The organism is Marinobacter salicampi (genome assembly GCF_011074795.1).
GTDB classification, from domain to species: domain Bacteria; phylum Pseudomonadota; class Gammaproteobacteria; order Pseudomonadales; family Oleiphilaceae; genus Marinobacter; species Marinobacter salicampi.
In genome coordinates this window covers 59,028-82,177 of sequence record NZ_JAAMPF010000027.1, presented here as the reverse complement: position 1 = coordinate 82,177, position 23,150 = coordinate 59,028, and the positions used below count along the sequence as shown (strand labels likewise).

At 57.9% G+C, this 23,150-nt stretch carries 21 protein-coding genes; 10 read left to right on the top strand and 11 right to left on the bottom strand.

Features of this window, described 5'->3' with window-relative positions; genetic code table 11:
* The first annotated feature begins 75 nt into the window (after positions 1 to 75).
* The 10 genes from G7W63_RS15955 to G7W63_RS15910 all read left to right on the top strand — a co-directional run bounded on the left by G7W63_RS15955 (position 76) and on the right by G7W63_RS15910 (position 8,783).
* A complete protein-coding gene (locus tag G7W63_RS15955; protein WP_166260468.1) occupies positions 76 to 849 on the top strand; it encodes an ABC transporter ATP-binding protein in 774 nt (257 codons plus the stop codon).
* A complete protein-coding gene (locus G7W63_RS15950) occupies positions 846 to 1,568 on the top strand; it encodes an ABC transporter ATP-binding protein (protein WP_166260465.1) in 723 nt (240 codons plus the stop codon). The genes G7W63_RS15955 and G7W63_RS15950 overlap by 4 nt, the downstream gene beginning before the upstream one ends.
* 124 nt (positions 1,569 to 1,692) lie before the next feature.
* Complete coding sequence (locus G7W63_RS15945) at positions 1,693 to 2,907, top strand: ABC transporter substrate-binding protein (RefSeq protein ID WP_166260462.1); 1,215 nt, start codon at positions 1,693 to 1,695, stop codon at positions 2,905 to 2,907.
* A gap of 124 nt (positions 2,908 to 3,031) precedes the next feature.
* A complete protein-coding gene (locus G7W63_RS15940) occupies positions 3,032 to 3,919 on the top strand; it encodes a branched-chain amino acid ABC transporter permease (protein ID WP_166260459.1) in 888 nt (295 codons plus the stop codon).
* Positions 3,920 to 3,921: 2 nt separating this feature from the next.
* Entirely contained in the window at positions 3,922 to 4,917 is a 996-nt protein-coding gene (locus G7W63_RS15935; protein ID WP_166260456.1) for a branched-chain amino acid ABC transporter permease, read from the top strand.
* A 148-nt stretch (positions 4,918 to 5,065) separates the two neighbouring features.
* Positions 5,066 to 5,491, top strand: a complete 426-nt coding sequence (locus tag G7W63_RS15930) for an OsmC family protein (protein ID WP_166260453.1) — start codon at positions 5,066 to 5,068, stop codon at positions 5,489 to 5,491.
* Positions 5,492 to 5,508: 17 nt separating this feature from the next.
* Positions 5,509 to 6,390 carry a LysR family transcriptional regulator gene (locus G7W63_RS15925; protein ID WP_166260450.1) on the top strand — a complete coding sequence of 294 codons (882 nt, stop codon included), beginning with the start codon at positions 5,509 to 5,511 and terminating at the stop codon, positions 6,388 to 6,390.
* 128 nt (positions 6,391 to 6,518) lie between these two features.
* Positions 6,519 to 6,884: a DUF7352 domain-containing protein gene (locus G7W63_RS15920; RefSeq protein ID WP_166260447.1), complete on the top strand. Its 366-nt coding sequence runs from the start codon at positions 6,519 to 6,521 to the stop codon at positions 6,882 to 6,884.
* Positions 6,885 to 6,939: 55 nt separating this feature from the next.
* Positions 6,940 to 7,881 (top strand): sodium-dependent bicarbonate transport family permease, encoded by a 942-nt coding sequence (locus G7W63_RS15915; protein ID WP_166260444.1) that lies wholly within the window; start codon positions 6,940 to 6,942, stop codon positions 7,879 to 7,881.
* 317 nt (positions 7,882 to 8,198) lie between these two features.
* Positions 8,199 to 8,783 carry an outer membrane beta-barrel protein gene (locus G7W63_RS15910; protein ID WP_166260441.1) on the top strand — a complete coding sequence of 195 codons (585 nt, stop codon included), beginning with the start codon at positions 8,199 to 8,201 and terminating at the stop codon, positions 8,781 to 8,783.
* Positions 8,784 to 8,893: 110 nt separating this feature from the next.
* Here G7W63_RS15910 and G7W63_RS15905 read toward each other — a convergent pair whose 3' ends face one another.
* The 11 genes from G7W63_RS15905 to G7W63_RS15855 all read right to left on the bottom strand — a co-directional run bounded on the left by G7W63_RS15905 (position 8,894) and on the right by G7W63_RS15855 (position 23,150).
* Positions 8,894 to 10,252: a mechanosensitive ion channel family protein gene (locus G7W63_RS15905; RefSeq protein WP_166260438.1), complete on the bottom strand. Its 1,359-nt coding sequence runs from the start codon at positions 10,250 to 10,252 to the stop codon at positions 8,894 to 8,896.
* Between the two features lie 21 nt (positions 10,253 to 10,273).
* Complete coding sequence (locus tag G7W63_RS15900) at positions 10,274 to 11,272, bottom strand: branched-chain amino acid aminotransferase (RefSeq protein WP_166260435.1); 999 nt, start codon at positions 11,270 to 11,272, stop codon at positions 10,274 to 10,276.
* A 193-nt stretch (positions 11,273 to 11,465) separates the two neighbouring features.
* Entirely contained in the window at positions 11,466 to 13,166 is a 1,701-nt protein-coding gene (locus G7W63_RS15895; RefSeq protein WP_166260432.1) for an AMP-binding protein, read from the bottom strand.
* A gap of 53 nt (positions 13,167 to 13,219) precedes the next feature.
* Positions 13,220 to 13,795, bottom strand: coding sequence for a peroxidase-related enzyme (locus G7W63_RS15890; protein ID WP_166260429.1), 576 nt, complete (start codon positions 13,793 to 13,795; stop codon positions 13,220 to 13,222).
* Positions 13,796 to 13,862: 67 nt separating this feature from the next.
* Positions 13,863 to 14,771 carry a hydroxymethylglutaryl-CoA lyase gene (locus G7W63_RS15885; protein WP_166260426.1) on the bottom strand — a complete coding sequence of 303 codons (909 nt, stop codon included), beginning with the start codon at positions 14,769 to 14,771 and terminating at the stop codon, positions 13,863 to 13,865.
* Positions 14,771 to 16,774, bottom strand: coding sequence for an acetyl/propionyl/methylcrotonyl-CoA carboxylase subunit alpha (locus tag G7W63_RS15880; RefSeq protein WP_166260423.1), 2,004 nt, complete (start codon positions 16,772 to 16,774; stop codon positions 14,771 to 14,773). Before G7W63_RS15880 ends, G7W63_RS15885 begins: the two co-directional genes overlap by 1 nt.
* Positions 16,767 to 17,594 carry an enoyl-CoA hydratase-related protein gene (locus G7W63_RS15875; protein WP_166260420.1) on the bottom strand — a complete coding sequence of 276 codons (828 nt, stop codon included), beginning with the start codon at positions 17,592 to 17,594 and terminating at the stop codon, positions 16,767 to 16,769. The genes G7W63_RS15880 and G7W63_RS15875 overlap by 8 nt, the downstream gene beginning before the upstream one ends.
* A gap of 14 nt (positions 17,595 to 17,608) precedes the next feature.
* The gene (locus G7W63_RS15870) at positions 17,609 to 19,216 is read right to left on the bottom strand and encodes a carboxyl transferase domain-containing protein (protein ID WP_166260417.1); all 1,608 of its coding nucleotides are present in this window, start codon (positions 19,214 to 19,216) and stop codon (positions 17,609 to 17,611) included.
* Positions 19,217 to 19,412: 196 nt separating this feature from the next.
* Positions 19,413 to 20,579, bottom strand: coding sequence for an isovaleryl-CoA dehydrogenase (locus tag G7W63_RS15865; RefSeq protein ID WP_166260414.1), 1,167 nt, complete (start codon positions 20,577 to 20,579; stop codon positions 19,413 to 19,415).
* A gap of 99 nt (positions 20,580 to 20,678) precedes the next feature.
* Complete coding sequence (locus G7W63_RS15860) at positions 20,679 to 21,128, bottom strand: MerR family transcriptional regulator (RefSeq protein ID WP_166260411.1); 450 nt, start codon at positions 21,126 to 21,128, stop codon at positions 20,679 to 20,681.
* Between the two features lie 177 nt (positions 21,129 to 21,305).
* Positions 21,306 to 23,150, bottom strand: a complete 1,845-nt coding sequence (locus G7W63_RS15855) for a protein kinase domain-containing protein (RefSeq protein ID WP_166260408.1) — start codon at positions 23,148 to 23,150, stop codon at positions 21,306 to 21,308.

Sequence of the window (23,150 nt, the reverse complement as noted above, 5' to 3'; positions counted from 1 at the left end):
TTACGTTTACGTTGACGTTAACTAAGCTTGTGCTATAGTTTTGAACAGAACAAAAACAAGAGGTGGCACGGTACCATGAGTGATCAATACGTTCTGGAAACCCGAGGCCTTGTGAAAGAATTCAAGGGTTTCGTGGCAGTGGACAATGTTAACCTCCAGGTCAACAAGGGCCACATTCATGCTCTGATTGGCCCCAACGGTGCCGGCAAGACCACGGTTTTCAATCTGTTGACCAAGTTTCTGCAGCCCACCCGGGGCAAGATCCTCTTCAATGGCAAGGACATTACCTCGGAAAAATCTGCGGCCATCGCCCGCCAGGGGATAGTACGCTCGTTCCAGATTTCCGCCGTGTTTCCCCATATGACTGCTCTGGAAAACGTCCGTATCGCTCTACAGAGCTTTCAGGGAAACACCTTCCACTTCTGGAAATCCGGCCGCAGTCTCGAGAGCCTCAATGACCGGTGCATGGAACTGCTGGATTCTGTGGGTCTGACTGAATTTGCCGATACCACCACCGTCGAGCTGGCCTATGGTCGTAAGCGGGCTCTTGAGCTGGCGACTACCCTGGCCATGGAGCCCGAACTGCTTCTGCTCGACGAGCCTACCCAAGGCATGGGTGGCGAAGACGTAGACGGTGTAGTGGAGCTGATCCGCAAAGCAGCGGTTGGTCGAAGCGTACTGATGGTTGAGCACAACCTGGGTGTGGTCAGCACTCTGTGCGATCGCATTACCGTACTGTCCCAGGGGGCTGTCCTGACCGAAGGCGATTACAAGGCCGTTTCCAGCGATCCGCAGGTCCGTGAAGTGTATATGGGCACGGCTTCTTCAACGGCAGAGGTAACCGAATGAGTAACCCAGTGGACAGGGAATACGAGCAGCTTCGGATTTCCGGCCTGCATGCGTTCTATGGTGAGTCGCACATTCTGCACGGCATCAACATTGTGGTCCGTCGGGGCGAGCTTGTAACCCTGCTTGGCCGTAACGGTGCAGGGCGCAGCACCACACTCAAGGCCATCATGAACATGGTGGGCAAGCGCACCGGCTCCATTATGATCAACGGGACTGACACGCTTTCCTGCGCACCCCACCAGATCGCCCGGCTCGGGGTAGGTTACTGTCCCGAGCACCGGGGTATCTTTGCCAGTCTCAATGTCCAGGAAAATCTGACACTGCCACCGGTGGTGCGCAGTGGTGGCATGGGCCTGGAAGAAATCTACAACATGTTCCCCAACCTGTATGAACGCCGCTTCAGTCAGGGCAGCAAGCTGTCCGGGGGCGAACAGCAGATGCTGGCTATGGCCCGGATACTGCGGACTGGTGCCAACATGCTGTTGCTGGATGAGATCACTGAAGGCCTGGCGCCGGTCATTGTCCAGAAGCTGGGCGAGGTGCTAATGAAGCTAAAGGCCAAAGGTCTGACTATTATACTTGTGGAACAGAATTTTCATTTTGCTGCACCGCTGGCAGACCGTCACTACGTGATGGAACACGGCCAGATTGTAGAAGAGATCAGCGCCGATGAGCTTGAAGCCAAGCAATCGCTGCTAAACAACTATCTTGGCGTCTGACGCCTGGTAGGCAAGAACGGAACAGCCTGAAAGCTATCGGCTCGAACTGAGCCTCCAGGGTAGTTCAAGACAGTTTCGTGCCATAGAAGATGACTGAAACAAAGACATTAATGGAGACACAACAATGACAATTATGAAAAAGCTCCTGACGTCGGCCATAGCCTCAACCATGCTTGTCGGTGGTGTTCAGGCAGAGATATCAGATAAAGCCGTCAAGATCGGGTACCTGGCGGACATGTCGGGAACTTACCGGGATCTGGCAGGGCCAAATGGCGAGGTCGCCCTGAAAATGGCCATTGAGGATTTCGGTGGTGAAGTGAACGGCGCCAAGATCGAAGTGGTCAGCGCTGATGACCGTAACAGTCCGGACGTGGCTTCGAGCACTGTCAGGCGCTGGGTGGAAAACGAAAATGTGGACCTGGTAGCAGGTCTGGTTGCATCGTCAGTCTCCATTGCTGTCACGGATATCCTTGAGCAGAATGACCGCCTGGGTATCGTGTCGGGTTCAGCTGCATCGAGCATCACGAACGAACACTGCACACCCAATCACATCCACTACGTTTATGACACTTATCCTCTGGCTAACGGTACAGCCAGCGCCGTTGTCAAAGAAGGCGGCAAGGAATGGTTCATTCTCACGGCTGATTATGCCTTTGGTCACGCGCTTGAAGCGGATGTTACAAAGGTTGTGGAGGAAAACGGTGGCAAGGTGCTTCAGGCCGTCCGCCATCCGTTCCCAACCTCTGACTTTTCATCCTACATCCTCCAGGCCCAGTCCTCCGGCGCTGACGTCGTAGCCCTGGCGAACGCCGGTGCTGACACCACCAACGCCATCACCACCGCCGGCGAGTTCGGCCTGACCCAGTCCGGTCAGACGCTGGCGGCACTGCTGCTCTTCCTCACGGATGTACACGCGCTGGGTGTCGAATCCGCGCAGGGCATCCAGCTCACCACGGGCTGGTACTGGGATATGAACGATGACACCCGGGAATGGGCAGACCGTTTCTATGAGCGTACCAACGTGCGTCCCACCATGGTCCACGCTGGCATCTACTCAAGCACCATGCAGTATCTGAATGCCGTCAAGGCAACCGGTTCTGATGATGCCCAGACGGTTCGCAAGCAAATGATGGAAACACCCATCAACGACATGTTTGCGACCAACGGCAAGATCCGTGAAGACGGTCGTATGGTCCACGACATGTACCTGGCTGAGGTGAAGACACCGGAAGAGTCAGAGAATGAGTGGGACCTGTACAAGATTGTCCGCACCATCCCTGGCGACGAAGCCTACCGGCCGCTGTCTGAAAGCAAGTGTCCGCTGGTAACCAGCAAATAAATGAAGTGTTGAAATTACTGCCCGCGCCAGGCCGTTCCCTTGTGAATCGACCTGGCCGGAGCAGTGCTCAGGGTTCAGCCCGCTGAGCGGGTAAGTCAGCTACATTGCTTTCGGAGTTTTCCACATGGACATGATACTGGGTGTGCCTATCGCCGTGCTGGCCGGGCAGTTACTGCTCGGGGTGATCAACGGCGCCTTTTACGCACTGTTAAGCCTGGGCCTGGCGGTAATTTTTGGCTTGCTGAAAATAATCAATTTTGCCCACGGCGCCCTGTATATGCTCGGCGCCCTTACCACGGTCGTCATGTTCGACGCCTTTGGCGTCAATTACTGGGTATCGCTGTTTCTGGCCCCCATTCTGGTCGGATTTGTCGGTGTTCTCATCGAGTATTTTCTTCTGCGGCGCATCGCCCACGAAGACCACATATACAGTCTGTTGCTGACCTTCGGTGTCGCCCTCGTAATCCAGGGGGTACTGACCAATATCTACGGGGTCTCCGGCCTGCGCTATTCCATGCCCGATGTGTTCCGGGGCGGTGTGAATCTGGGCTTCATGTTCCTGCCTTATTACCGCGCCTGGGTTATCGTGATAGCGCTGCTGGTCTGCTTTGGCACCTGGTTCATGATCGAAAAGACCAAGCTTGGGTCCTATTTACGGGCCGGTACTGAGGACTCCCAGCTCATGCAGGGGTTTGGCATCAATGTGCCATTACTGGTGAGTCTCACCTACGGATTCGGGGTCATGCTTGCCGCGTTCGCCGGGGTTCTGGCGGCGCCTATCTACTCCGTCTCACCGGTCATGGGCGGCAACCTGCTGATTGTGGTGTTCGCGGTGGTGGTCATTGGTGGCATGGGGTCCATTGCCGGTGCGGTGATCACGGGCTTGCTCATGGGGGTGATTGAGGGCTTCACCAAGGTGTTCTATCCGGAAGGGGCCTCGGCGGTCATCTTCCTGGTCATGGTCATCGTTCTGTTGATACGCCCATCGGGCCTGTTTGGTAAGGAGGCGTAATCATGGCGGGTTCAACGAACGAGTCGGCTATCAAGCAAAGCATTATCCAGCAGCGAAAATCCGCGGACCGGAAAAAACTGATTCTTAACCTGGTCCTGCTCGCGATACTGCTGATCGCTCCGGCAGTGCTTTATCCGGTTTTCCTGATGAAGATACTGTGCTTCGCACTGTTTGCGGTGGCATTCAACCTGCTGCTGGGATTCACCGGCCTGCTGTCATTCGGGCACGCGGCATTTCTGGCGACTGGCGGGTACACAACCGGCTATCTTCTATCAACCTATGCCAATGTCTCTACGGAAATGGGCATTATTGCCGGTACCGCCGCGGCAACGGTTCTTGGCCTAGGGTTTGCCCTGGTGGCCATACGCCGGCAGGGCATCTACTTCGCCATGATCACCCTGGCGCTGGCCCAGCTGGTCTTTTTCTTCCTGGTGCAGGCCCCGTTCACCGGCGGTGAAGACGGCATGCATGGGGTGCCCCGGGGCTACCTGTTCGGTCTGGTGGACCTGCAGAACAACACAGCCATGTATTACTTCGTGCTGGCGGTCTTCCTGTTCGGGTACCTGCTGGTACAACGTACGGTCAACTCGCCCTTCGGACAGGTTCTCAAAGCCATCAAGCAGAACGAACCCCGTGCCATCTCCCTGGGTTATAACGTCAATCTCTACAAGGTGCTTGCCTTCGTCATGTCCGCTGGGCTGGCAGGGCTGGCCGGGTCGGTAAAGACCGTGGTGTTCCAGTTGGCTTCTCTGAATGACGCCCACTGGCACATGTCCGGGGAAGTTATCCTGATGACACTGCTCGGCGGCACCGGGACCCTGCTGGGACCTGTGGTCGGTGCGGCTTTCGTTGTCAACCTGGAGTATCAGCTCTCCCAGGGCGCGTTGGGTGATTGGGTTGACGCCATTCTGGGCGGCATCTTCATCATCACAGTGATAGCGTTCCGCTCCGGCATCGTGGGTGAAATCCAGAAGTTCATGAAGAAAAACCTCAGCTGAGGAGGGGGCGCCTGACAACTTTTACTTTGTCGGCAGCCCTGTTATCGTCCGGGCAGGGCCTTGGCTGAAGCGGCTTCCGGGCAGGCTGTCCGGTGCTCAACAGGGGCCCCTCGCTTGTACATTTTATGGATGAAAAGGAGAGTCAGAAATGGATAAATCTGCATCAGCTCACTGGGAAGGCAGCCTCAAGAAAGGCAAGGGCACTATCTCTACGGAAAGTGGCGCACTTTCGGAGAATCCTTACGGCTTTAATACCCGCTTTGAAGACGAGCCGGGCACCAATCCCGAAGAACTGATTGGTGCGGCCCATGCTTCGTGCTTTTCGATGGCGTTTTCAATGCTGTTGGGTGAAGAGGACTTTACGGCTGACAGCATCGATACCAAGGCGGTCGTCACCCTCGACAAGCAGGATGATGGCTTTGCGATCACCAAGGTGGATCTGACTATGCGCGCCCGTATCCCGGGCATCGACAAGAGCCAGTTCGAGGAGATCGCAAACAAGGCGAAAGCCGGTTGTCCTGTGTCCAAGTTGTTCACGGCTGAAATAAACCTGAAAGCAGAGCTGGAGTCCTGAGCGTGAGCTTTACCTGAATGGCTGGCCAGCTTAACCTTCGTCATCTGCAGTACTTCTGGGTTATCAGCCGTGAAGGTTCCATTGTCCGTGCCAGTGAAGTGCTGGGGCTCGCTCCGCAAACGCTGAGTGGGCAGCTTGCCACCTTCGAAGCATCCGTGGGCGGCCGACTCTTTAAAAGAGAACGCCGCTCGCTGGTGCTAACGGAACTGGGCAGGATGGTGCTTGGCTATGCCGAGGATATTTTTGCCACCGCAGCGGAGCTCAACGACGCCCTCAGTCTGTCACCGTCCGATCGCCCGCTGAGGCTTTCGGCAGGCATATCCGCCACCATACATAAGCTCATTGCCTATCATCTTCTACAACCCGCCCTCGGGCTCAAACGCCCGGTCAGCCTGCACTGCGTGACAGGAAGGACAGAAGACCTTCTTATGGCGCTCAAGAGGCAGGAGCTTGACGTGGTCCTGACTGACCGGATGCCCTCCCTTGAAGACCACAGCCATCTGATGGTGCATTCGCTAACAGGGTCCACGGTCAGCCTGTTTGGGGCGCCGACCCTGGCAGGTCGCCTGCGAGAAAAGTTTCCGGCATCCCTGACCGGTGAACCTTTTCTCGCCAACGCCACCGATTCTCCCTATTACGATATGCTGATGAACTGGTTTTCGGTCGTCGGGGTCCGTATGAAAATGGTGGCTCAGATAGATGACAGTGCCTTGATAAAGGTGTTCGGCCGTGAAGGGCTAGGGGTGTTTGCTGCCCCTACGGTCATTCGTGATGAAGTTTGCAGGCAGTACGAAGTGGAGCACATCGCCTCTATTGAGGAGGTCCGGGAGGAGCTCTATGCCGTCGTTCGCGGCCGGAACCTGATTCACGAAGGGGTGCGGGCTATCTGTACCGCCTGAGCTGCTAAGACGCCTCGAAAAGGCTTGAATAAGACGATGTGTAACGATCAAAAAAGATGATTTTACCGAGCTACAAATAGGGTAATCATGGTCCCGTGTGTCATTGAAACTGTTTCGGAGGGGCGACCATGAAAACAATTCACAAGTTCCGTATTGAGTCTGGAAAAGAGGCCACCGTATTAAGCTTGAAAGAGGGGCACAGGGTGGTGCGCTGCGAGTACCTGGTACCCCAGAAATCAGTCTTTGTCTGGGTTGAACAGCCGCTGAGCATTGGCATTCCTACGGTTGAGCGTTACTTTCGGGTTGCGTTTTCCGGTGAGCCGGTGCCAGACAGTTATCGTTATCTCGACACGGCTCTTGATCCATTTGGCCCGGAAGCATTCCATGTATTTGAAGTGCCGGTCCCAAAGCAGTCCGGGTTTGGTGATGATCAGGCGGCGCTGGAGCCGGCCTTGATAAGAACACCAAAATACCGGCAAACTGGCACAGCGTAAGTGCCTGAGCGGGGCCCTTCGGGGCCCTTTTTTTTGCCTGAAAACAGGATTTAGCATGCCCGATATAATCGTAATGTTTTTTTTGCTGGGTCTGGTGGCCGGAGCGCTCAAGTCTGATCTGACCATACCCAAGGCAGCTTACGATATCCTCAGCCTGCTGCTGATGCTTACCATCGGTCTCAAGGGTGGCATGGCGCTGTATGGCAATATCGAATGGCGGCTACTTCCCGAAGTTCTTGTGGTTGTGGCACTGGGCTTTGCTTTGCCGATGCTAATCCTGCCTATACTTCGCAAGCTGGTGGGTCTGAGCATCGCGGATGCCGCCAGTTTCGCCGCCCATTACGGTTCGGTGAGTGCCGGTACCTTTGCGGTGGCCTGGGCCTGGGTTGAAACCCGCGGCCTTGCCCTTGACGGCCAGGTAACACTCTACCTGGTGCTGTTAGAATTGCCCGCCATACTCACCGGGCTCTGGTACTATCGGCGCAAAACCAAGAGCGCTGACACGGGTGCTGCAGCGCCTCTCTGGCAGGAAACCCTGACCAACCGCAGTGTTGTCCTGCTGGTCGGCGGCGTCGTGATCGGAGCGCTATATGGGCCTGATCAGGGCAGCAGCGTCACTAATGTCCTTACCGGGGCGTTTTCCGTTGTGCTCTCGCTGTTTCTGCTCGAGATGGGTCTGGTCGCCGCGGAGACCCTCAGGGGATTGAAACTCAAGCACTGGCGAGTAGTTGCGTTTGCGCTGGTCATGCCGCCCATCCTGGCGGTGCCGGGCCTTGTGGCAGGGCTTGCTTTGGGTTTGGCTCCCGGCAGTGTGGTGATCCTGGCAAGCCTTACGGCGAGCGCCTCCTACATTGCCGCACCGGTTGCGGTAAGGCATGCCATACCCGAAGCAGACATCGGTTTGACCATGCTGGCTTCCCTGGGCGTGACCTTCCCCTTCAATGTTCTGGTGGGCATAGGGCTTTATCATGGCTATATGGTGGCATTGACCGGCTAGCGCCAGTGTCATTGCCATCGCCGGTCTTCGTGTAAAGCCCGGTCTTATTCTTCGCGAAGGGCAACGGACCGGAACGGCAACTTGCCAAAGGCGCCAAAATCGCACCTCCAAAACAGAATCTGCCTGTAGCGGCCAATTTAGAAACTTGAATTAAAATTGGCGAACGGCGTTATATTTCAGCGAAAAACATCTAAATTTCCAAAATTGGTCAAAAATCCTTATTTTGAGTTGCCGTTGCTAAGCGCTGTCATTTAGACTCCGCGCCGGGGGAGCCAGGGAGTGGCCCTCGTATTCCAATTCGCAACCAGGACTCAAAAATGAAAAAGATTCTGTTTTCCGTCGCTACTTCAGCGGTTCTGTTTTCCGGCGCCGCTTCGGCCGACAATTTTCAGCGTGCGGTGGATTACCTGAAGGATGATGCCTATGTGAAGGCCACGATCGGTTTTGCCGATGTCGGTCTTGACGATTCTGCTCTCGCGGTGACTGGCACCTATGGTAAAAACCTGCCCCATATCCACCCTGGTGTCAGTGCTGAGTTCGACCTGAGCTTCAGTTTGTCCGACGCCGAAAGCACCTACAGCCACTCCATGGGCAGAGGCAAGTTGAGCGCCAGCTACGTAGCGCTAGGCGCTTACGGGGTGTACGAGCATGGCCTTGATGACCTGCTGGCCAACCTGAGCATCTATGGTCGCGCCGGCCTTGTTTATACATCGTTTGATGCAGAGACTTCTTCAAGCTATGGCGGATATTCTGCCAGCAACTCATTCTCCGACTCGAGCTTTGACCTTGGTCTGGGTGTGGGTGGCAGATACCAGTACAACGAGCCGGTTTCGTTTGTGGTGGACTACACAACCTTTGATGAAGTTGATCTTTTTTCTGTAGGCGCGCGTTACGAATTCTGAGTTTTAGCCAGGGTACCTTGGGGGCGATCAGCCCCCATCTTTTGGCCGTTCATCTATTGTCTATCCCGGGTACAGCCTGTTCAGGCGAAGCCTCCACCCGGAATGAAAAGTCAGCGCTGGTTGGTTCGCCCTTTGCCACTTAACAGATTCTCTTCACTTGATTCGCGGAGGTCAGCTTCCACCTGGCGGGACAAGGTGTTGTCCGTAGCTACGTCAATCTCCTCCGGAGCAGCGATCGGTTTGCGCTGAGGCGCGTTTGCCACGTCATCCTCCTCGGGCCGGCGAAGAATTACCCGATTACGGGGCCCCGGCATCTTCATTTCTGCCTGATCGTATGCGGTTTTAACCAACCGCAGTGCCTCACTGCGTGCCTTGTCCGGATCGGTATCGCGCTGGTCTATCCAGGCCAGGAAACGAAACTTCATGATACCTTCGCCAAGTTCCGTCATGAGTACCCGTGGCCGAGGGTCAGCAAGAATACCCCTCATACCCGCTATTGTGGCGACACCCAGCTCCTTGGCCCTGACCGGATCAGCATCTGCTGAAACGCCAAGGGTGAAGTCGAAGCGGCTCAGAGGATTGCGACTGAAGTTGGTCAGAACAGAGGTGATGATGATGCTATTGGGGATGCGAAGATGATTGCCCCCCGGGGTCATCAGAACGGTGTCCCGGGAGGTGAGTCTTACAACGCTGCCCTGGGAGCTGCCGACCTCTATAAAATCACCGATTCCGAACGGATGACGGATACTGAGCAGAACGCCGGCCAGGTAATTCTCCACGATGTTCCGAAAGGCAAAGCCCAGGGCTATACCCGCTACCCCCGCCACACCCAGCAGGGCACCGAAAAGAGCTGTAGCATCAAGGATTTCCAGCGCGATCAGAAACCCCAGCCCGGTGACTACCAGGCGCAATATGCGCCGACCCAGCTGTGAGGTCAGCTCAGGCAACCCGATCCGGCGCAGCCATCGGCTGTGGTTTCCTGCCCAGCGCCCGGCAATCCAGAACACAATGATGATAACCAGCGCCAGCACGATTACCGGCAGGTTTCGCAGAATTTCGGTGCCCAGGTTTTCGAGCCGCTGGCCAAGGGGTTGAAGGCGGGAAGAAATTGCAGTTTCGTCAGTGAGCCGGTTCTGGACATGAATCACCCCCTGTACCCGTCGAGCGAGGTTGGTCAGCTCCCGGGCGGCGCTGGCATTGGCAACCTCGCCGGTCAGAGTGACGACACCGGACTCCACCGTTACCCCGATGTCCGAGGCCTCATCCATGGCCGCGAGTACTGCCTTAAGGCGGCCCTGTATGGCGTCATCATGGGGGGTGTCAGTTACCTTGATCTCCGGTTCGCCGGCCTCCTGGGCGGCGCTGGTCCCGGGTACAGCGAGCAGTGTTATCAAAGTCACAAAGCAGGCCAGGGCCCACCAGGAACTGTAAGGTCCCTCTTTACTGAACTGTCCATGTCCGAAAACCATTTGCCTTCCTTGAGCCCTGAATCAGGTCACGTCGGTTAACCAACCGTAGGTATCTTTGGTCCGACCCCACTGGATATCTGTCAGAGCCTGCCTGAGTTTCCTGGTGGTCGGACCCGCGAGGCCGCTACCTACCTGAATCTCCTCGCCGCGATGCAGCAAGGTGCCCACTGGCGCAAGCACGGCTGCGGTCCCGGACAGCGCCGCCTCACAGCCTGGCTTACGGGCCCTTTCAAGCAGCTCTTGAACACTGAGTTCCCGTTCCTGAACCTTGAACCCCATGTCCCGGGCCAGGGTGAGTATCGAGTCCCGGGTAACGCCGTGCAGGAATGACTGGTCCAGGGCTTTGGTGATCACCTCGTCGCCGTCAATCAACAGGAAATTGGCAGCGCCGGTTTCCTGGACGTCACCACCGGGGCAGAAGAGTACCTGATCAGCCTGGACCGAGGCCCTGGCCTTCTGGATAACCTGAAGTGCGCTGGCATAGTTGCCGCCGCACTTGACGGTGCCCATGTGAGGTGCACAACGCATGCCTTCGTCGTCGAGCAGCAACCTCAGGGTGGCGTCATTGCCAGCAAAGTAGTCACCCACGGGTGACAGTATGACGTAGAGCATAGACGTCGCCGAGGAAGCCGCCGCCTTGCCGATGGCCGGCTCGGTACCAATATGGGACGGACGGACATACATGGAGCCGGGAGGCTCGGGGACTTCCGCTGCGAAACGGCCAACAATATCGAGAATCATGCTCCCGACCATGTCTTGGTCGATGGCCGGCATGCCCAGCAGATCCGTACTCTGGCTCAGACGGGCGAGGTTCCGGTCCATCCGGAAAATCTTCACCTTGCCATCGGTATGCCTGAACGCTTTCAAGCCCTCGAAGCAGGTGCTGGCGTATTGCAGTACATGGGCACCCGGGTGGAGCTCGATCCTTTCGCTGGACACAATTTGCGGCCGGGACCAGGCCTGACCATCAAATCGGGTCATGGTCATTTCCGGCATGAAGACACTGCCAAATGCTGTCATTGGGATAATTCCTGAATTAGAGAGAGTTGCCGGGGCCGGCCGGGCGAGGCCAAAAAATACCGATGCCCCAATTTACTGAAAATCATGGCCCCACGCCATACACGAAAGGATCAACAGCAGGCCTGATTTTGTTAAAAGCCCCGGCAGGCCGGGGCTTTTTTTCTTTGTACCTCGTTCGACCCGGGTAGTCTTTTCAGCGTTTCAGCCCCATCTCCTCAATGGAAATTTCCCGCATCTTGAACTTCTGGATTTTGCCGGTCACTGTCATCGGGAATTCATCCACGAACTTGTAGTTCCTGGGGATCTTGAAGTGGGCGATTTTGCCCTTGCAGAATTCCCGAAGTTCTTCGCCCGTAACCGGATCCGCATCCGGGGCCAGTTTTACCCAGGCGATGAGCTCTTCGCCGTACTTGTCGTCGGGGATGCCGGTTACCTGAATGTCCTCGATGGAGGGGTGGGTGTAGAGGAATTCCTCGATTTCTTTCGGGTAGATATTCTCACCGCCGCGGATGACCATGTCCTTGATACGGCCGACGATCTGGATGTAGCCCTCGTCGTCCATCGTGGCCAGATCGCCGGTATGCATCCAGCCGGCTTCGTCGATGGCCTCATTGGTTTTTTCTTCGTTGTTCCAGTACCTCAGCATCACGCTATAGCCACGGGTGCAGAGTTCGCCGGTTTCGCCACGGGGCAGGATGTTGCCGTTGGCGGGGTCGACGATCTTGGTTTCCAGGTGCGGCTGGGTCCGGCCCACGGTGGTGACCTGCTTCTCGAACAGGTCGAGAGAGCTGGTCTGAGTGGACACCGGGCTGGTTTCGGTCATGCCATAGGCAATTTGGACTTCCTTCATGTTCATCTTGCCGTTGACCTTCTTCATCACTTCCGCCGGGCAGATGGAGCCGGCCATGATGCCGGTGCGCAGGCTGGAGAGGTCATAGCTTTCAAACTCGGGCTCGGCCAGTTCGGCGATGAACATGGTGGGCACGCCGTAGAGGGCGGTGGCCTTTTCCTGGTGCACGGCCTGCAGCACGGATTTGGGCTCGAAGCCTTCACCCGGATAGATCATGGTGGAGCCGTGGGTGATGCAGCCCAGGTTCCCCATCACCATGCCAAAGCAGTGGTACAGGGGCACGGGGATGACCAGGCGGTCTTTCTCGGTCAGGCGCTGGCTCTCGCCCACAAAATAGCCGTTGTTGAGGATATTGTGGTGGGTGAGGGTGGCGCCCTTGGGGTTGCCGGTGGTACCGGAGGTAAACTGGATGTTGATGGGGTCGTCGAACTGAAGCACGCTCTGGCGCTCGTCCAACTGCTGCTGAGTCACTTCGCTGGCAAGGCTGACAAATTCATCCCAGGTCCACATGCCTTCGTGGCTCTGCTGGTCGAGGTTGATCACGCCCTCAAGCTCTTCCAGACGCTGGGACTTGAGCTTGCCGGGTTGGCTGGCTTTCAGTTCCGGCGCCAGCTCGTAGATCATCTTGCGGTAATCGGAGGTCTTGAAACTATCCGCAGTAACCAGGAAGCGCATACCAGAGAGATTTAATGCGTATTCCAGTTCGTGGACGCCATAGGCCGGATTGATGTTTACCAGGATGGCGCCCACCTTGGCGGTGGCGAACTGGGTGACGGTCCACTCGTAACGATTGGGGGACCAGATGCCCACCCGGTCGCCGCGTTCAACGCCGATGGCCAGGAAGGCGCGGGCGGCTTCGTTGACCTTTTGCTGGAACTCTTTGTAGGTCCAGCGGATGTCCTGATGAAGGGCAACCAGGGCTTCGGTGTCCGGATACTTGCCTGCAGTGCGGTCGAGCATATCGCCGATGGTCATGCCCAGCAGCGGGGTTTCGGAGGTACCGCTGGTATAGCTTGGATAGGAGCTGGGTAGAGTCTGGTTCATTTGTCTGCCTCCATTGTTTTTGTAGTCGAGAGTGCACAGACGGCCGGCGTCTGCTAGCGACTCTGGCTGTGATATTCAGGATTTGGTTGCATGTCGCTGGCGATGGCCACACGATTGGTCATGTTGTAGAAACCGATCAGGTTGCTCAGGTCCCAGATGCCGCTGTCGCTGAGGCCGGCGTCCCGCAGGGCCTGGATGTATTCTTCGGTGACGGTGGCCGGGGAGCGGGTGAGGTGCGATGCAAAGTCCAGCATTGCCCGTTGGCGCCTGTCGAGTCTGGCGCTGCGGTAGTTCATCACCATGTGTTCGCCCAGTTGCGGATCACCGCTCAGTACCCTTACGGCGGCGCCGTGGGCGACCAGGCAGTAGAAGCATTTGTTTTCGGATGACACCACCACGGCGACCATTTCCCGCTCAAGCTTGCTGAGTTCGCTTTCACCCATCATCAGCTCGTTGTAAAGGCGGGTGAAGCCCTCGAGCTGTTTGAGATTCTGGCTATAGGCGGTGAGTACGTTCGGGATCATGCCCAGCTTTTCCTGGCAGAGATGGAAGTACTTCTGGGTGTCTTCCGGCATGTCCTCGATCTCCGGGATGGGGAGATCCAGGGCTACGACATTGTTCTTGTTCATTCTGTGCTCCTAGCCTTTTTGTTTGGTGCTTTGGCGGCCGGGAAGGACTTCCCGCCCACCAATCGGTTCATTGGCAGTTATCGCCCAGTGCCTGGCCGACTTTGGAGCCGTTATGGCGATTCAATTGCTGGCAGATCCAGCCGCCGGTGGCGACCAGTTTTCCGAGGTCGACCCCTGTTTCTATGCCTAAACCGTTCAGAAGGTATAGCACGTCTTCGGTGGCGACGTTGCCGGAGGCGCCTTTAGCGTAGGGGCAGCCGCCGAGCCCGGCTACAGAAGAGTCAATAACTGCAATGCCTTCCTCCAGAACCGCGTAGAGGTTGGCCAGCGCCTGACCGTAGGTGTCGTGGAAGTGAGCGGCCAGCTTTTCGATAGGGACTTCAGCGGCAACAGCTTCGAGCATGCGTTTGGCTTTCAAAGGCGTGCCTGTGCCGATGGTATCGCCCAGGGAAATTTCATAGCACCCCATGTCAGCGAGGGCTTTCGCCACTATCGCGACCTGTTCGGGAGCGATCTCGCCTTCGTAGGGGCAGCCAAGGACGGTGGAGACGTAGCCCCGTACCGGGATCTTGTGCTTTTTGGCCGCTTCCATCACCGGTAGAAAGCGGTCGAGGCTTTCTGCGATGGAGCAGTTGATGTTTTTCTGGCTGAAGGACTCGGACGCGGCGCCGAAGACGGCGACTTCGTCTGCCCCGGCCGCCAGGGCATTTTCAAAGCCCTTGAGGTTGGGGGTGAGCACGGAGTAGCGCACGCCTGGTTTGCGATTGATGCCGGCCATAACCTCGGCGGCGTCGCCCATTTGGGGCACCCATTTCGGGGATACAAAGCTGGCGGATTCGATGTGGTTGAGGCCACAGTCGGCCAGCCGGTCGACCAGGCCGGTTTTAATTCGGGTTTCTATGACCGCGCCGGGTTCGTTCTGGAGGCCGTCCCGGGGACTCATCTCAACCAGTCTTACCTTGTTGGGGAAGGCCATCAGCCTGCCTCCTCTTCCGCGTCTGCAGTAACTTCAATGGCGATCAACTCGGCGCCTTCGGAGACCTGGTCGCCTTCGGCGAAATATATGGCGGTGACCACGCCGTCGGCCGGGGCTTTGATAGCGTGCTCCATTTTCATGGCTTCCATGATTACCAGGCTCTGGCCAGCGGTGACGTTGTCGCCTACTTTTGCCTGCACCGCTACGATCGCGCCGTTCATCGGGGCGGCCAGGCTGCCTTCGCCCGCCATTTCCTCGAAGCCGTAGGTCTCCCGGTACAGGATGCACTGGAAGGTGTCACCTTCGTAGAAGAGCACCAGTTGGTCGTTGTGCAGGTTGCCATGGATGCTGATGCGATGGCCGTTGATCACCGCCTGCAGGTAGTCGTCGTCCAGGCGGGCGGTGAGGTTGTACACACTGCCGCCTACGAATACCTGGTAGCGGTCGTCACGCTCCAGCACTTTCAGTTCGTGAATCTCATCGCCCACCTGCAGTTGCAGGGGCTGGGCGTATTCCGAGTTCATGCGCCAGCTGTTCTGACGGCCGAACGGCGACCAGGGGTCGGTGCTGATCACTTCCCGGGATTTGCGCTGTTCCAGCACGAAGCCGGCGGCCAGTACCAGGGCCTTATGGGTATCGAGTTTCGATTTCGGGAACAGCAGCTCGCGGTGGTCGTCGATAAACCCGGTGGTCAGCTCGGCTTCCCGGAATGGCTGGGCGTCGGCCAGGGCGTGGAGGAAGCGGATGTTGGTTTTTACCCCAGCGATCCGGTAATGCTCCAGGGCTTGCACCATGCGGTTGATGGCCTGGTCTCGGGTTTCGTCCCACACGATGAGTTTGGCGATCATCGGGTCGTAGTGAATGCTGATGTCGTCGCCTTCGGTCACGCCGGTATCCACCCGCACGTGGGCGCTTTCATCAGGCGTACTCAGGTAGCGCAGGTTGCCGGTGGCGGGCAGGAAGTCCTGGTCCGGGTCTTCGGCGTAGATGCGGGCTTCCAGGGCGTGGCCCCGGGTTTTTACCTGGGCCTGTTCCAGTGGCAGCGGGTCGCCCCAGGCCACTTTCAGCTGCCATTCCACCAGGTCCTGGCCGGTGACCATTTCGGTCACCGGGTGCTCTACCTGCAGGCGGGTGTTCATTTCCATGAAGAAGAAGGAGCCGTCCACATCGTAGAGAAACTCCACGGTGCCTGCGCCTACATAGTCGATCGCCTGGGCGGCTTTGACGGCGGCTTCGCCCATGGCTTTGCGGGTGTCTTCGCTCAGGCCCGGGGCCGGGGCTTCTTCCAGTACTTTCTGGTGGCGACGCTGTACGGAGCAGTCGCGCTCGGCCAGGTAGACGCCTTTGCCGCTTTTGTCGCAGAACACCTGGATTTCCACATGGCGCGGCTGGGTCAGGTAACGTTCGATAAGCATGTCCGGGTTGCCGAAGGCGTTCTTGGATTCCCGCTTGGCGGCAGCCAGGGCGTCGTCGAAGTCTTTCATGCGCTCCACGACCCGCATACCCTTGCCACCACCGCCGGCGACGGCTTTCAGCAGCAGCGGAAAACCGCACTTTTCGGCTTCCTTGCGTAGCGTGTCCGGGGACTGGTCGTCACCGTGGTAACCCGGCACCAGGGGCACGCCGGCTTTCTCCATGATGGCCTTGGCGGCGGATTTGGAGCCCATGGCTGCGATAGCCGATGAGGGCGGGCCAATGAAGACGATGTCGTTGGCTTCGCAGGCTTCGGCGAACTGGGTGTTTTCGGAGAGAAAACCGTAGCCGGGGTGGATGGCCTGGGCGCCGCTTTCTTTGGCTACCTCGATGATTTTGTCGGCTTTCAGGTAGCTCTCGGAGCTGGGGGCCGGGCCAATGTTGAAGGCTTCGTCGGCCATGGCCACGTGCCGTGCGTCAGCATCGGCGTCGGAGTAGACGGCCACGCAACGGACGCCCATGCGATGGGCGGTTTGTATGATTCGGCAGGCGATTTCCCCGCGGTTGGCGATCAGGATTTTGCTAAACATTGTTGTCGTTCCCGTTCTTGTCAGCCTGAATCCAGCTGGCCTTGCGCTTGTTCAGGAAGGCACTGAGCCCTTCCTGGCCTTCGGCACCCACACGGATGTCCGCTATGCGTTGTGCGGTGTCGTTGATGACGTCCTGGCCGATCACTTTCTGGCTGACCGCGAAAATCAGGTTTTTGGCAGCCTGCATGGCTTCCGGGCCATTGAGGGCAAGCTGCAGCAGCAGCTCGTCGCAGCGGCGTTCCATGGCAGTCATGTCATCGCACACCTCGTGTACCAGGCCGAAGTGCTGGGCTTGCCTGGCAGTGAACGCCTCCGCTGAAATGAAGTAGCGCCGGGCCTGGCGTTCGCCGATGGCACGCACCACGTAGGGGCTGATTACAGCCGGTATCAGTCCGAGTTTGACTTCGCTCAGACAGAAGCTGGCCTTCTCGGTGGCGAGCAGGATGTCGCAACAGGCGGCCAGGCCGACTGCGCCGCCGAAGGCCGCCCCCTGCACCAAGCCAATGACTGGCTTGCCCAGGTGGTTCAGGGTGTCCATGAGCCTGGCCAATTCCCGCGAGTCGTCCAGGTTTTCCTGCCGGCTGTTGTCCGCCATGCGACGCATCCAGCCTAGGTCCGCTCCGGCTGAGAAATGTTTGCCTTCGGAGCGCAGGATTACGATGTTGGTATTCTTGTCCGCATTCACTTTTTCCAGCGCGTTGATCAGTTGCTGGATGATGACATCGTCGAAGGCGTTGCGTTTGTCCGGGCGGTTGAGCACCACTTCGGTGACCCCGTCGGCGCGTTGGTTGAGCAGTACCGCTGATTCCTGATCGGTCATGGCGTTGTCCTCCGTTACATGCGGAACACGCCGAAGCGTGTTGGCTTGGCCGGGCGATTAAGGGTGGCGGACAGGCTCAGGGCGACCACTTCGCGGGTCTGCGCCGGGTCGATCACGCCGTCGTCCCACAGGCGGGCGCTGGCGTAGTAGGGATGGCCCTGGTGTTCGTAGGAGTCGACGATGGGCTTCTTGAATGCTGCCTCTTCGTCGGTGCTCCACTCCTGGCCCTTTCGCTCCATACCTTCGCGTTTAACCGTGGCCAGTACGCCGGCGGCCTGTTCGCCGCCCATCACCGAGATACGGGCGTTGGGCCACATCCACAGGAAGTCTGGGCTGTAGGCGCGGCCACACATGCCGTAGTTGCCGGCGCCAAAGCTGCCGCCGATCAGTACGGTGATCTTGGGCACTTCGGCACAGGCCACAGCCATTACCATCTTGGCGCCGTGCTTGGCGATGCCTTCAGCCTCGTGCTTCTGGCCCACCATGAAGCCGGTGATGTTCTGCAGGAACAATAGTGGGATGTTGCGCTGGCAGCAGAGTTCAATAAAGTGCGCGCCTTTCTGGGCGGACTCACTGAACAGAATGCCGTTGTTGGCGATGATGCCCACCGGGTAGCCGTGAATATGGGCGAAGCCGGTGACCAGGGTCTGGCCGTAGTAGCGTTTGAATTCGTCAAACTCGGAGCCGTCGACGATGCGGGCGATAACGTCTCTCACGTCGAACTGTTTGCGCAAATCGGTACCGACGATGCCGTAGATTTCTTCGGCGTTGAACAGGGGCGCCTTGGGTTTGCGGATCTCCACGTCTGCCGGTTTGCGGCGGTTAAGGTTGGAGATGCAGCGCCGGGCGATTTCCAGGGCGTGAGCGTCGTTTTCAGCGTAATGGTCGGCCACGCCGGAGACTTTGCAGTGAACGTCCGCCCCGCCCAGGTCTTCTGCGCTGACCACTTCACCGGTGGCCGCTTTGACCAGCGGCGGGCCGGCCAGGAAGATGGTGCCCTGGTTGCGCACGATGATGGACTCATCCGCCATGGCCGGTACGTAGGCGCCACCGGCTGTGCACAGGCCCATAACGACGGCGATCTGGGGGATGTCGTCGGCGGACATGCGGGCCTGGTTGAAGAAGATGCGGCCGAAGTGGTCGCGGTCCGGGAAGACTTCGTCCTGTCGTGGCAGGTTGGCGCCGCCGGAGTCCACCAGGTAGATGCAGGGCAGGCGGTTCTGCAGGGCGATTTCCTGGGCCCGCAGGTGTTTTTTCACGGTCAGCGGGTAGTAGCTGCCGCCTTTTACAGTAGCGTCGTTGGCGATAATCATGCATTCGGTGCCGGAGACGCGACCGACGCCGGCAATCACGCCCGCGGCGGGGACTTCTTCATCGTAGACGTTGTAGGCGGCGAACTGGCCCACTTCCAGGAAGGGGGAACCGTCGTCCAGGAGGCGGTTGATGCGTTCCCGTGGGAGCAGTTTGCCGCGGGCGATGTGGCGTTCCTGGTAGGAGGGGCCGCCGCCCTGCTGGATGGTGGCTACCTTGTTCCGCAGGTCAACCACAGCTTTTACCATGGCTTCCTGGTTGGCCTGGAACTCTTCGGATCTTGGGTTTATTTTGCTTTGCAGTATCGTCATTTTCCGGGCCTCAAGGGTCGGGGCTTCGGGTCTGGCGGGGTATCGCTTCAGGAACCGCTGCGAGCACATCCCTGTGCGCTTGTTTCAGGCCATCCCTGGCCTTCAAAATTCCTTGAGCGATACCCCGCCAGCCCTCGTCATGCTTTGGGAACTGGCCTTTTAGACATTAAAAGCCAGTAGCTTGAAGCTGCTTTTTTTAGTTGTTCAGGTACAGCTCACGACCGATCAGCATCCGGCGAATCTCGGAGGTCCCGGCGCCGATCTCATACAGCTTGGCGTCCCGCAACAGTCGACCGGTAGGATACTCATTGATGTACCCGTTACCGCCCAGCAGTTGGATCGAGTCCAGCGCCAGTTTGGTGGCCATTTCGGCGGAATAGAGAATGGCACCGGCGGCATCCTTGCGCGTGGTGTTGCCGCGGTCGGCGGACATGGCGACCATGTAGACGTAGGACTTGGCCGTGTTCATGGTGGTGTACATGTCAGCTACTTTGCCCTGAACCAGTTCAAACTCACCGATGGCCTGGCCGAACTGTTTGCGTTCGCGGATGTAGGGAACCACCACGTCCATGGCCGCCTGCATGATGCCCAGCGGGCCGCCGGCGAGGACGAGGCGTTCGTAGTCGAGGCCGCTCATCAGTACCTTGGCGCCGTTGCCCAGGCCACCCATGATGTTTTCCTTGGGTACTTTGGCGTCTTCGAACACCAGCTCACAGGTGTTGGAGCCGCGCATGCCGAGTTTGTCCAGTTTCTGGGCCTGGCTGAATCCGGGGGTGTCGCGTTCGACGATAAACGCGGTAATGCCGCGGGGGCCAGCGGCCGGGTCGGTTTTGGCGTAGATGACGTAGACATGGGCGTCGGGGCCGTTGGTGATCCACATCTTGCTGCCGTTGAGCACATAATGGTCGCCGGCGTCTTTGGCGCTGAGTTTCATGGACACCACGTCGGAGCCTGCGTTGGGTTCGGACATGGCCAGGGCGCCGATGTGTTCACCGCTGATGAGCTTGGGCAGGTACTTTTCTTTTTGCTCGTCGGTGCCGTTACGGTTGATCTGGTTGACGCACAGGTTGGAGTGCGCGCCGTAGGACAGGCCAACGGAGGCAGACGCGCGGCTGATTTCTTCCATCGCAATCACGTGTGCCAGGTAGCCCATGCCGGAGCCACCGTAGGCTTCGTCGGCGGTTATGCCCAGCAGTCCCATGTCGCCAAACTTCTTCCACAGGTCATTGGGGAAGAGGTTTTCATGGTCGATGTCAGCGGCGCGGGGAGCGATTTCCTGGGCGGCAAAGCCGTTAATCTGCTCGCGCAACATGTCGATCGTTTCACCCAGGCCGAAGTTGAACTCGGAATACTGTGAAATCATGGTCATTCCCTTTTTGATTTTGCTGTGCTTGTTTTTGACGTAGCGAACGGGTGCTCAGGCCGACAGCCATGTGCTGATCGGCCAGAACCCTGTGTTCGTTTATGCCTGGGTATCCTGAGTGTCCTGAGTGGGGACCTTGGAGACCCTCATTTTCTCTTTCTTCTCTTCAAGAATTTTCAGGGCTTCGATGCACCGGGCTTCCGCTGTATCCATCTCAATTTCCGCCATGGCGATGTCGTTTTTCTGCTGTTCCAGCTGGGCCCGTTTACGGGCCAGGGTTTCGAGCATCAGGTGCAGCTGCTTTTCGTTGCCACTCAGAGTCTCATCCCACAGGTCGAACAACTCTTTTGTTTCCGCCAGGGAGAAGCCCATGCGTTTGCCGCGAAGAATCAGTTTGAGGCGGACCCGATCCTTCGAGCTAAAAATACGGGTCTGTCCTCTACGGCCGGGTTTCAGCAATCCCTGGTCTTCGTAAAAGCGCATGCTCCGTGTGGTTACATCGAACTCACGGGCAAGTTCACTGATGCTGTAAGTTTTTTTGGTCGACATGGAATACACCTTTTTCCCCAAGGTTAGATAAAGTTTACGTAAACGTAAAGCGGTTTTAGGCTTTGTGTGAGTTAAATCTGAAGAATTGGCTCAAGCCGGCTCATGGATGGCATTTTACCGCAGACAAGCCTGAGATCGGGCCTGAGCCGGGTTCTTCCCCGACGGGTCCGGGGTGCCTCAGGTCTGATCCGCTGATAGGTAGGGGTTCTTCGGGTAGTACCGCTCTGGTAGTCGTTCGATATGGGAGAAAAATTTGGTGTCCTTGTAGGGCATTTTCATGAAACCGGAAACGCCGAGACCCATGATCTGGCTTACGGCAGCAAGAATCTCATCAAGCCGGTGCTGAAATTCCGCTTCCTTACCGGGGTCCAGAAGACGGTAGTGGCTGTGAATCTTAAGGTGCTCCGGTAGCGCTTCGAAGATGATCATACCGGTGTGATGAATTGAGTTGAGGGCCTCAAGGGATCGGATGATGGCCGGGGGCAGGGTCAGGAATTCTTCCGGGTCGGGGCCGTCTTCAAAGTAGGAATGCACCCGGGAGCGGTCCTCAACCTCTGGCGCAGCGCTGATTTCATAGGGCAGGGTCATGCCCGGCGCCACAATAAACGGCTCTTCCGGGCTCGCACGATCTATGTGAAGGGTATCGCGGGCGTTGAACAGACAGCTCTTGAAAATACCCTGGCGGTAGATGGCGCGGGCCAGGTTCACCATGTTGTTCACCGCCGTGACGAAGGCCGTTTTCAAGGCGGGGTCGTGTAGGTTCAGTGAGGTGTCTACATAGATGCCATCAGCTTCCCAGCGCACGGCCAGGCCGCCGACCACAGGGTAGCGTCCGAGCCGGCTGACCGCCGCCAGAAAAGCCTTTTCGGTTTCGCCCATGCCCTGCATGAAGTTCTTGTAGTAGCGGTCAAGTTGCACGTCATTGACGTCGCTTAGGGTCTGGGGGGCTCCCTCTTGACGCAGAAAGGATTTGCGGGAGCTGTAGACTACCGTGTCGATATCCCGTTCCGATGGTCGCAGCCAGACCGGGACCAGGGCCGGGTCCGGTAGTTCAGGCAGGTCGATCATCACCGTACGTGCCAGCCTGGGCATCTCCCGCAGGTAGTAGTCCCCGGCCTGCAGGCGCTTTGTGGGGTCCGGGTCGAGCATGCCTTCGAGCATGCGGGCAAACTCCATGGGCAGGCCCAGGGATGTCGGCGGAATGGCCTGGTGCCCGAAGCGGCATGACTGGGCTGAAGCCAGAGCATAGAGGGTGCCGGCGACGCCCTGTTCGTCAAAGCGCGGAGATGAGAGGCCGCCGTTGAGCTGTTCTTCGCCAATGAAGTAGACATCCCCCAGGCGGGCGTTGGTTTGTTGCAGATTGTCGGACATCAACTCCATCACGTTGGTACTGAGGAACTGCAGGTTGGCGTCCAGTTGCGCAAACACCGATGAGCCCCAGTCGATTAGGGCGATGGTTTCGGTGGCATGCTCAAAGACCAGATTGGACGGTTTGATGTCACCGTGAACGATGGGGCCCCGGCTGCCTGGCGATTCCCGGCGTAGGCTGCGCAGAATGTCAGCCAGCTGCGCTGCAATGCGTATGATCAGCCGGGGTTTGAGCCGACCCTCCCGGAGGGAGACCTCTTCCAGGTTGATGCCGGGCGCGCGCTCCATCACCAGGATGGGCTGGTTGCCGGCCCGTTGATAGGAGATCAGGCGGGGCACCCTGGGGTGCTCCACCTGTTCCAGCATGAAGGCTTCTTCTTCGAGACGGTCCTGCAGACGCTGGGGCAGGGTGACCCGGGTGAACTTGAATACATGCTCCAGCTGGCTTGCACCCGGTTGCTCAAGAATGCCCGCAAATACAAAGCCGTAGGCGCCCTTGCCGATCATTTCGATGTTCCGGTAGCCCAGTTGCTCAAGCTGGGTGGCACAGAGCGCCACCCAGTCCTTGAGCTTGCGGGCGTCATCCTGGCTCAGCAGGTAAACAGACTGCTCTTCCGGAATATAGAACTGCTGCAGTTGGGCCTGCTCGGTCAT

Bases quoted from the DNA above. Each gene is read 5' to 3' on its own strand.
- G7W63_RS15870 (WP_166260417.1), bottom strand. From the start codon at position 19,216: ATGACGATACTGCAAAGCAAAATAAACCCAAGATCCGAAGAGTTCCAG.
- G7W63_RS15905 (WP_166260438.1), bottom strand. From the start codon at position 10,252: ATGGTTTTCGGACATGGACAGTTCAGTAAAGAGGGACCTTACAGTTCC.
- G7W63_RS15875 (WP_166260420.1), bottom strand. From the start codon at position 17,594: ATGACCGATCAGGAATCAGCGGTACTGCTCAACCAACGCGCCGACGGG.
- G7W63_RS15860 (WP_166260411.1), bottom strand. From the start codon at position 21,128: ATGTCGACCAAAAAAACTTACAGCATCAGTGAACTTGCCCGTGAGTTC.
- G7W63_RS15940 (WP_166260459.1), top strand. From the start codon at position 3,032: ATGGACATGATACTGGGTGTGCCTATCGCCGTGCTGGCCGGGCAGTTA.
- G7W63_RS15915 (WP_166260444.1), top strand. From the start codon at position 6,940: ATGCCCGATATAATCGTAATGTTTTTTTTGCTGGGTCTGGTGGCCGGA.
- G7W63_RS15900 (WP_166260435.1), bottom strand. From the start codon at position 11,272: ATGACAGCATTTGGCAGTGTCTTCATGCCGGAAATGACCATGACCCGA.
- G7W63_RS15910 (WP_166260441.1), top strand. From the start codon at position 8,199: ATGAAAAAGATTCTGTTTTCCGTCGCTACTTCAGCGGTTCTGTTTTCC.
- G7W63_RS15945 (WP_166260462.1), top strand. From the start codon at position 1,693: ATGACAATTATGAAAAAGCTCCTGACGTCGGCCATAGCCTCAACCATG.
- G7W63_RS15925 (WP_166260450.1), top strand. From the start codon at position 5,509: ATGGCTGGCCAGCTTAACCTTCGTCATCTGCAGTACTTCTGGGTTATC.
- G7W63_RS15930 (WP_166260453.1), top strand. From the start codon at position 5,066: ATGGATAAATCTGCATCAGCTCACTGGGAAGGCAGCCTCAAGAAAGGC.
- G7W63_RS15895 (WP_166260432.1), bottom strand. From the start codon at position 13,166: ATGAACCAGACTCTACCCAGCTCCTATCCAAGCTATACCAGCGGTACC.
- G7W63_RS15890 (WP_166260429.1), bottom strand. From the start codon at position 13,795: ATGAACAAGAACAATGTCGTAGCCCTGGATCTCCCCATCCCGGAGATC.
- G7W63_RS15935 (WP_166260456.1), top strand. From the start codon at position 3,922: ATGGCGGGTTCAACGAACGAGTCGGCTATCAAGCAAAGCATTATCCAG.
- G7W63_RS15880 (WP_166260423.1), bottom strand. From the start codon at position 16,774: ATGTTTAGCAAAATCCTGATCGCCAACCGCGGGGAAATCGCCTGCCGA.
- G7W63_RS15950 (WP_166260465.1), top strand. From the start codon at position 846: ATGAGTAACCCAGTGGACAGGGAATACGAGCAGCTTCGGATTTCCGGC.
- G7W63_RS15855 (WP_166260408.1), bottom strand. From the start codon at position 23,150: ATGACCGAGCAGGCCCAACTGCAGCAGTTCTATATTCCGGAAGAGCAG.
- G7W63_RS15920 (WP_166260447.1), top strand. From the start codon at position 6,519: ATGAAAACAATTCACAAGTTCCGTATTGAGTCTGGAAAAGAGGCCACC.
- G7W63_RS15885 (WP_166260426.1), bottom strand. From the start codon at position 14,771: ATGGCCTTCCCCAACAAGGTAAGACTGGTTGAGATGAGTCCCCGGGAC.
- G7W63_RS15955 (WP_166260468.1), top strand. From the start codon at position 76: ATGAGTGATCAATACGTTCTGGAAACCCGAGGCCTTGTGAAAGAATTC.
- G7W63_RS15865 (WP_166260414.1), bottom strand. From the start codon at position 20,579: ATGATTTCACAGTATTCCGAGTTCAACTTCGGCCTGGGTGAAACGATC.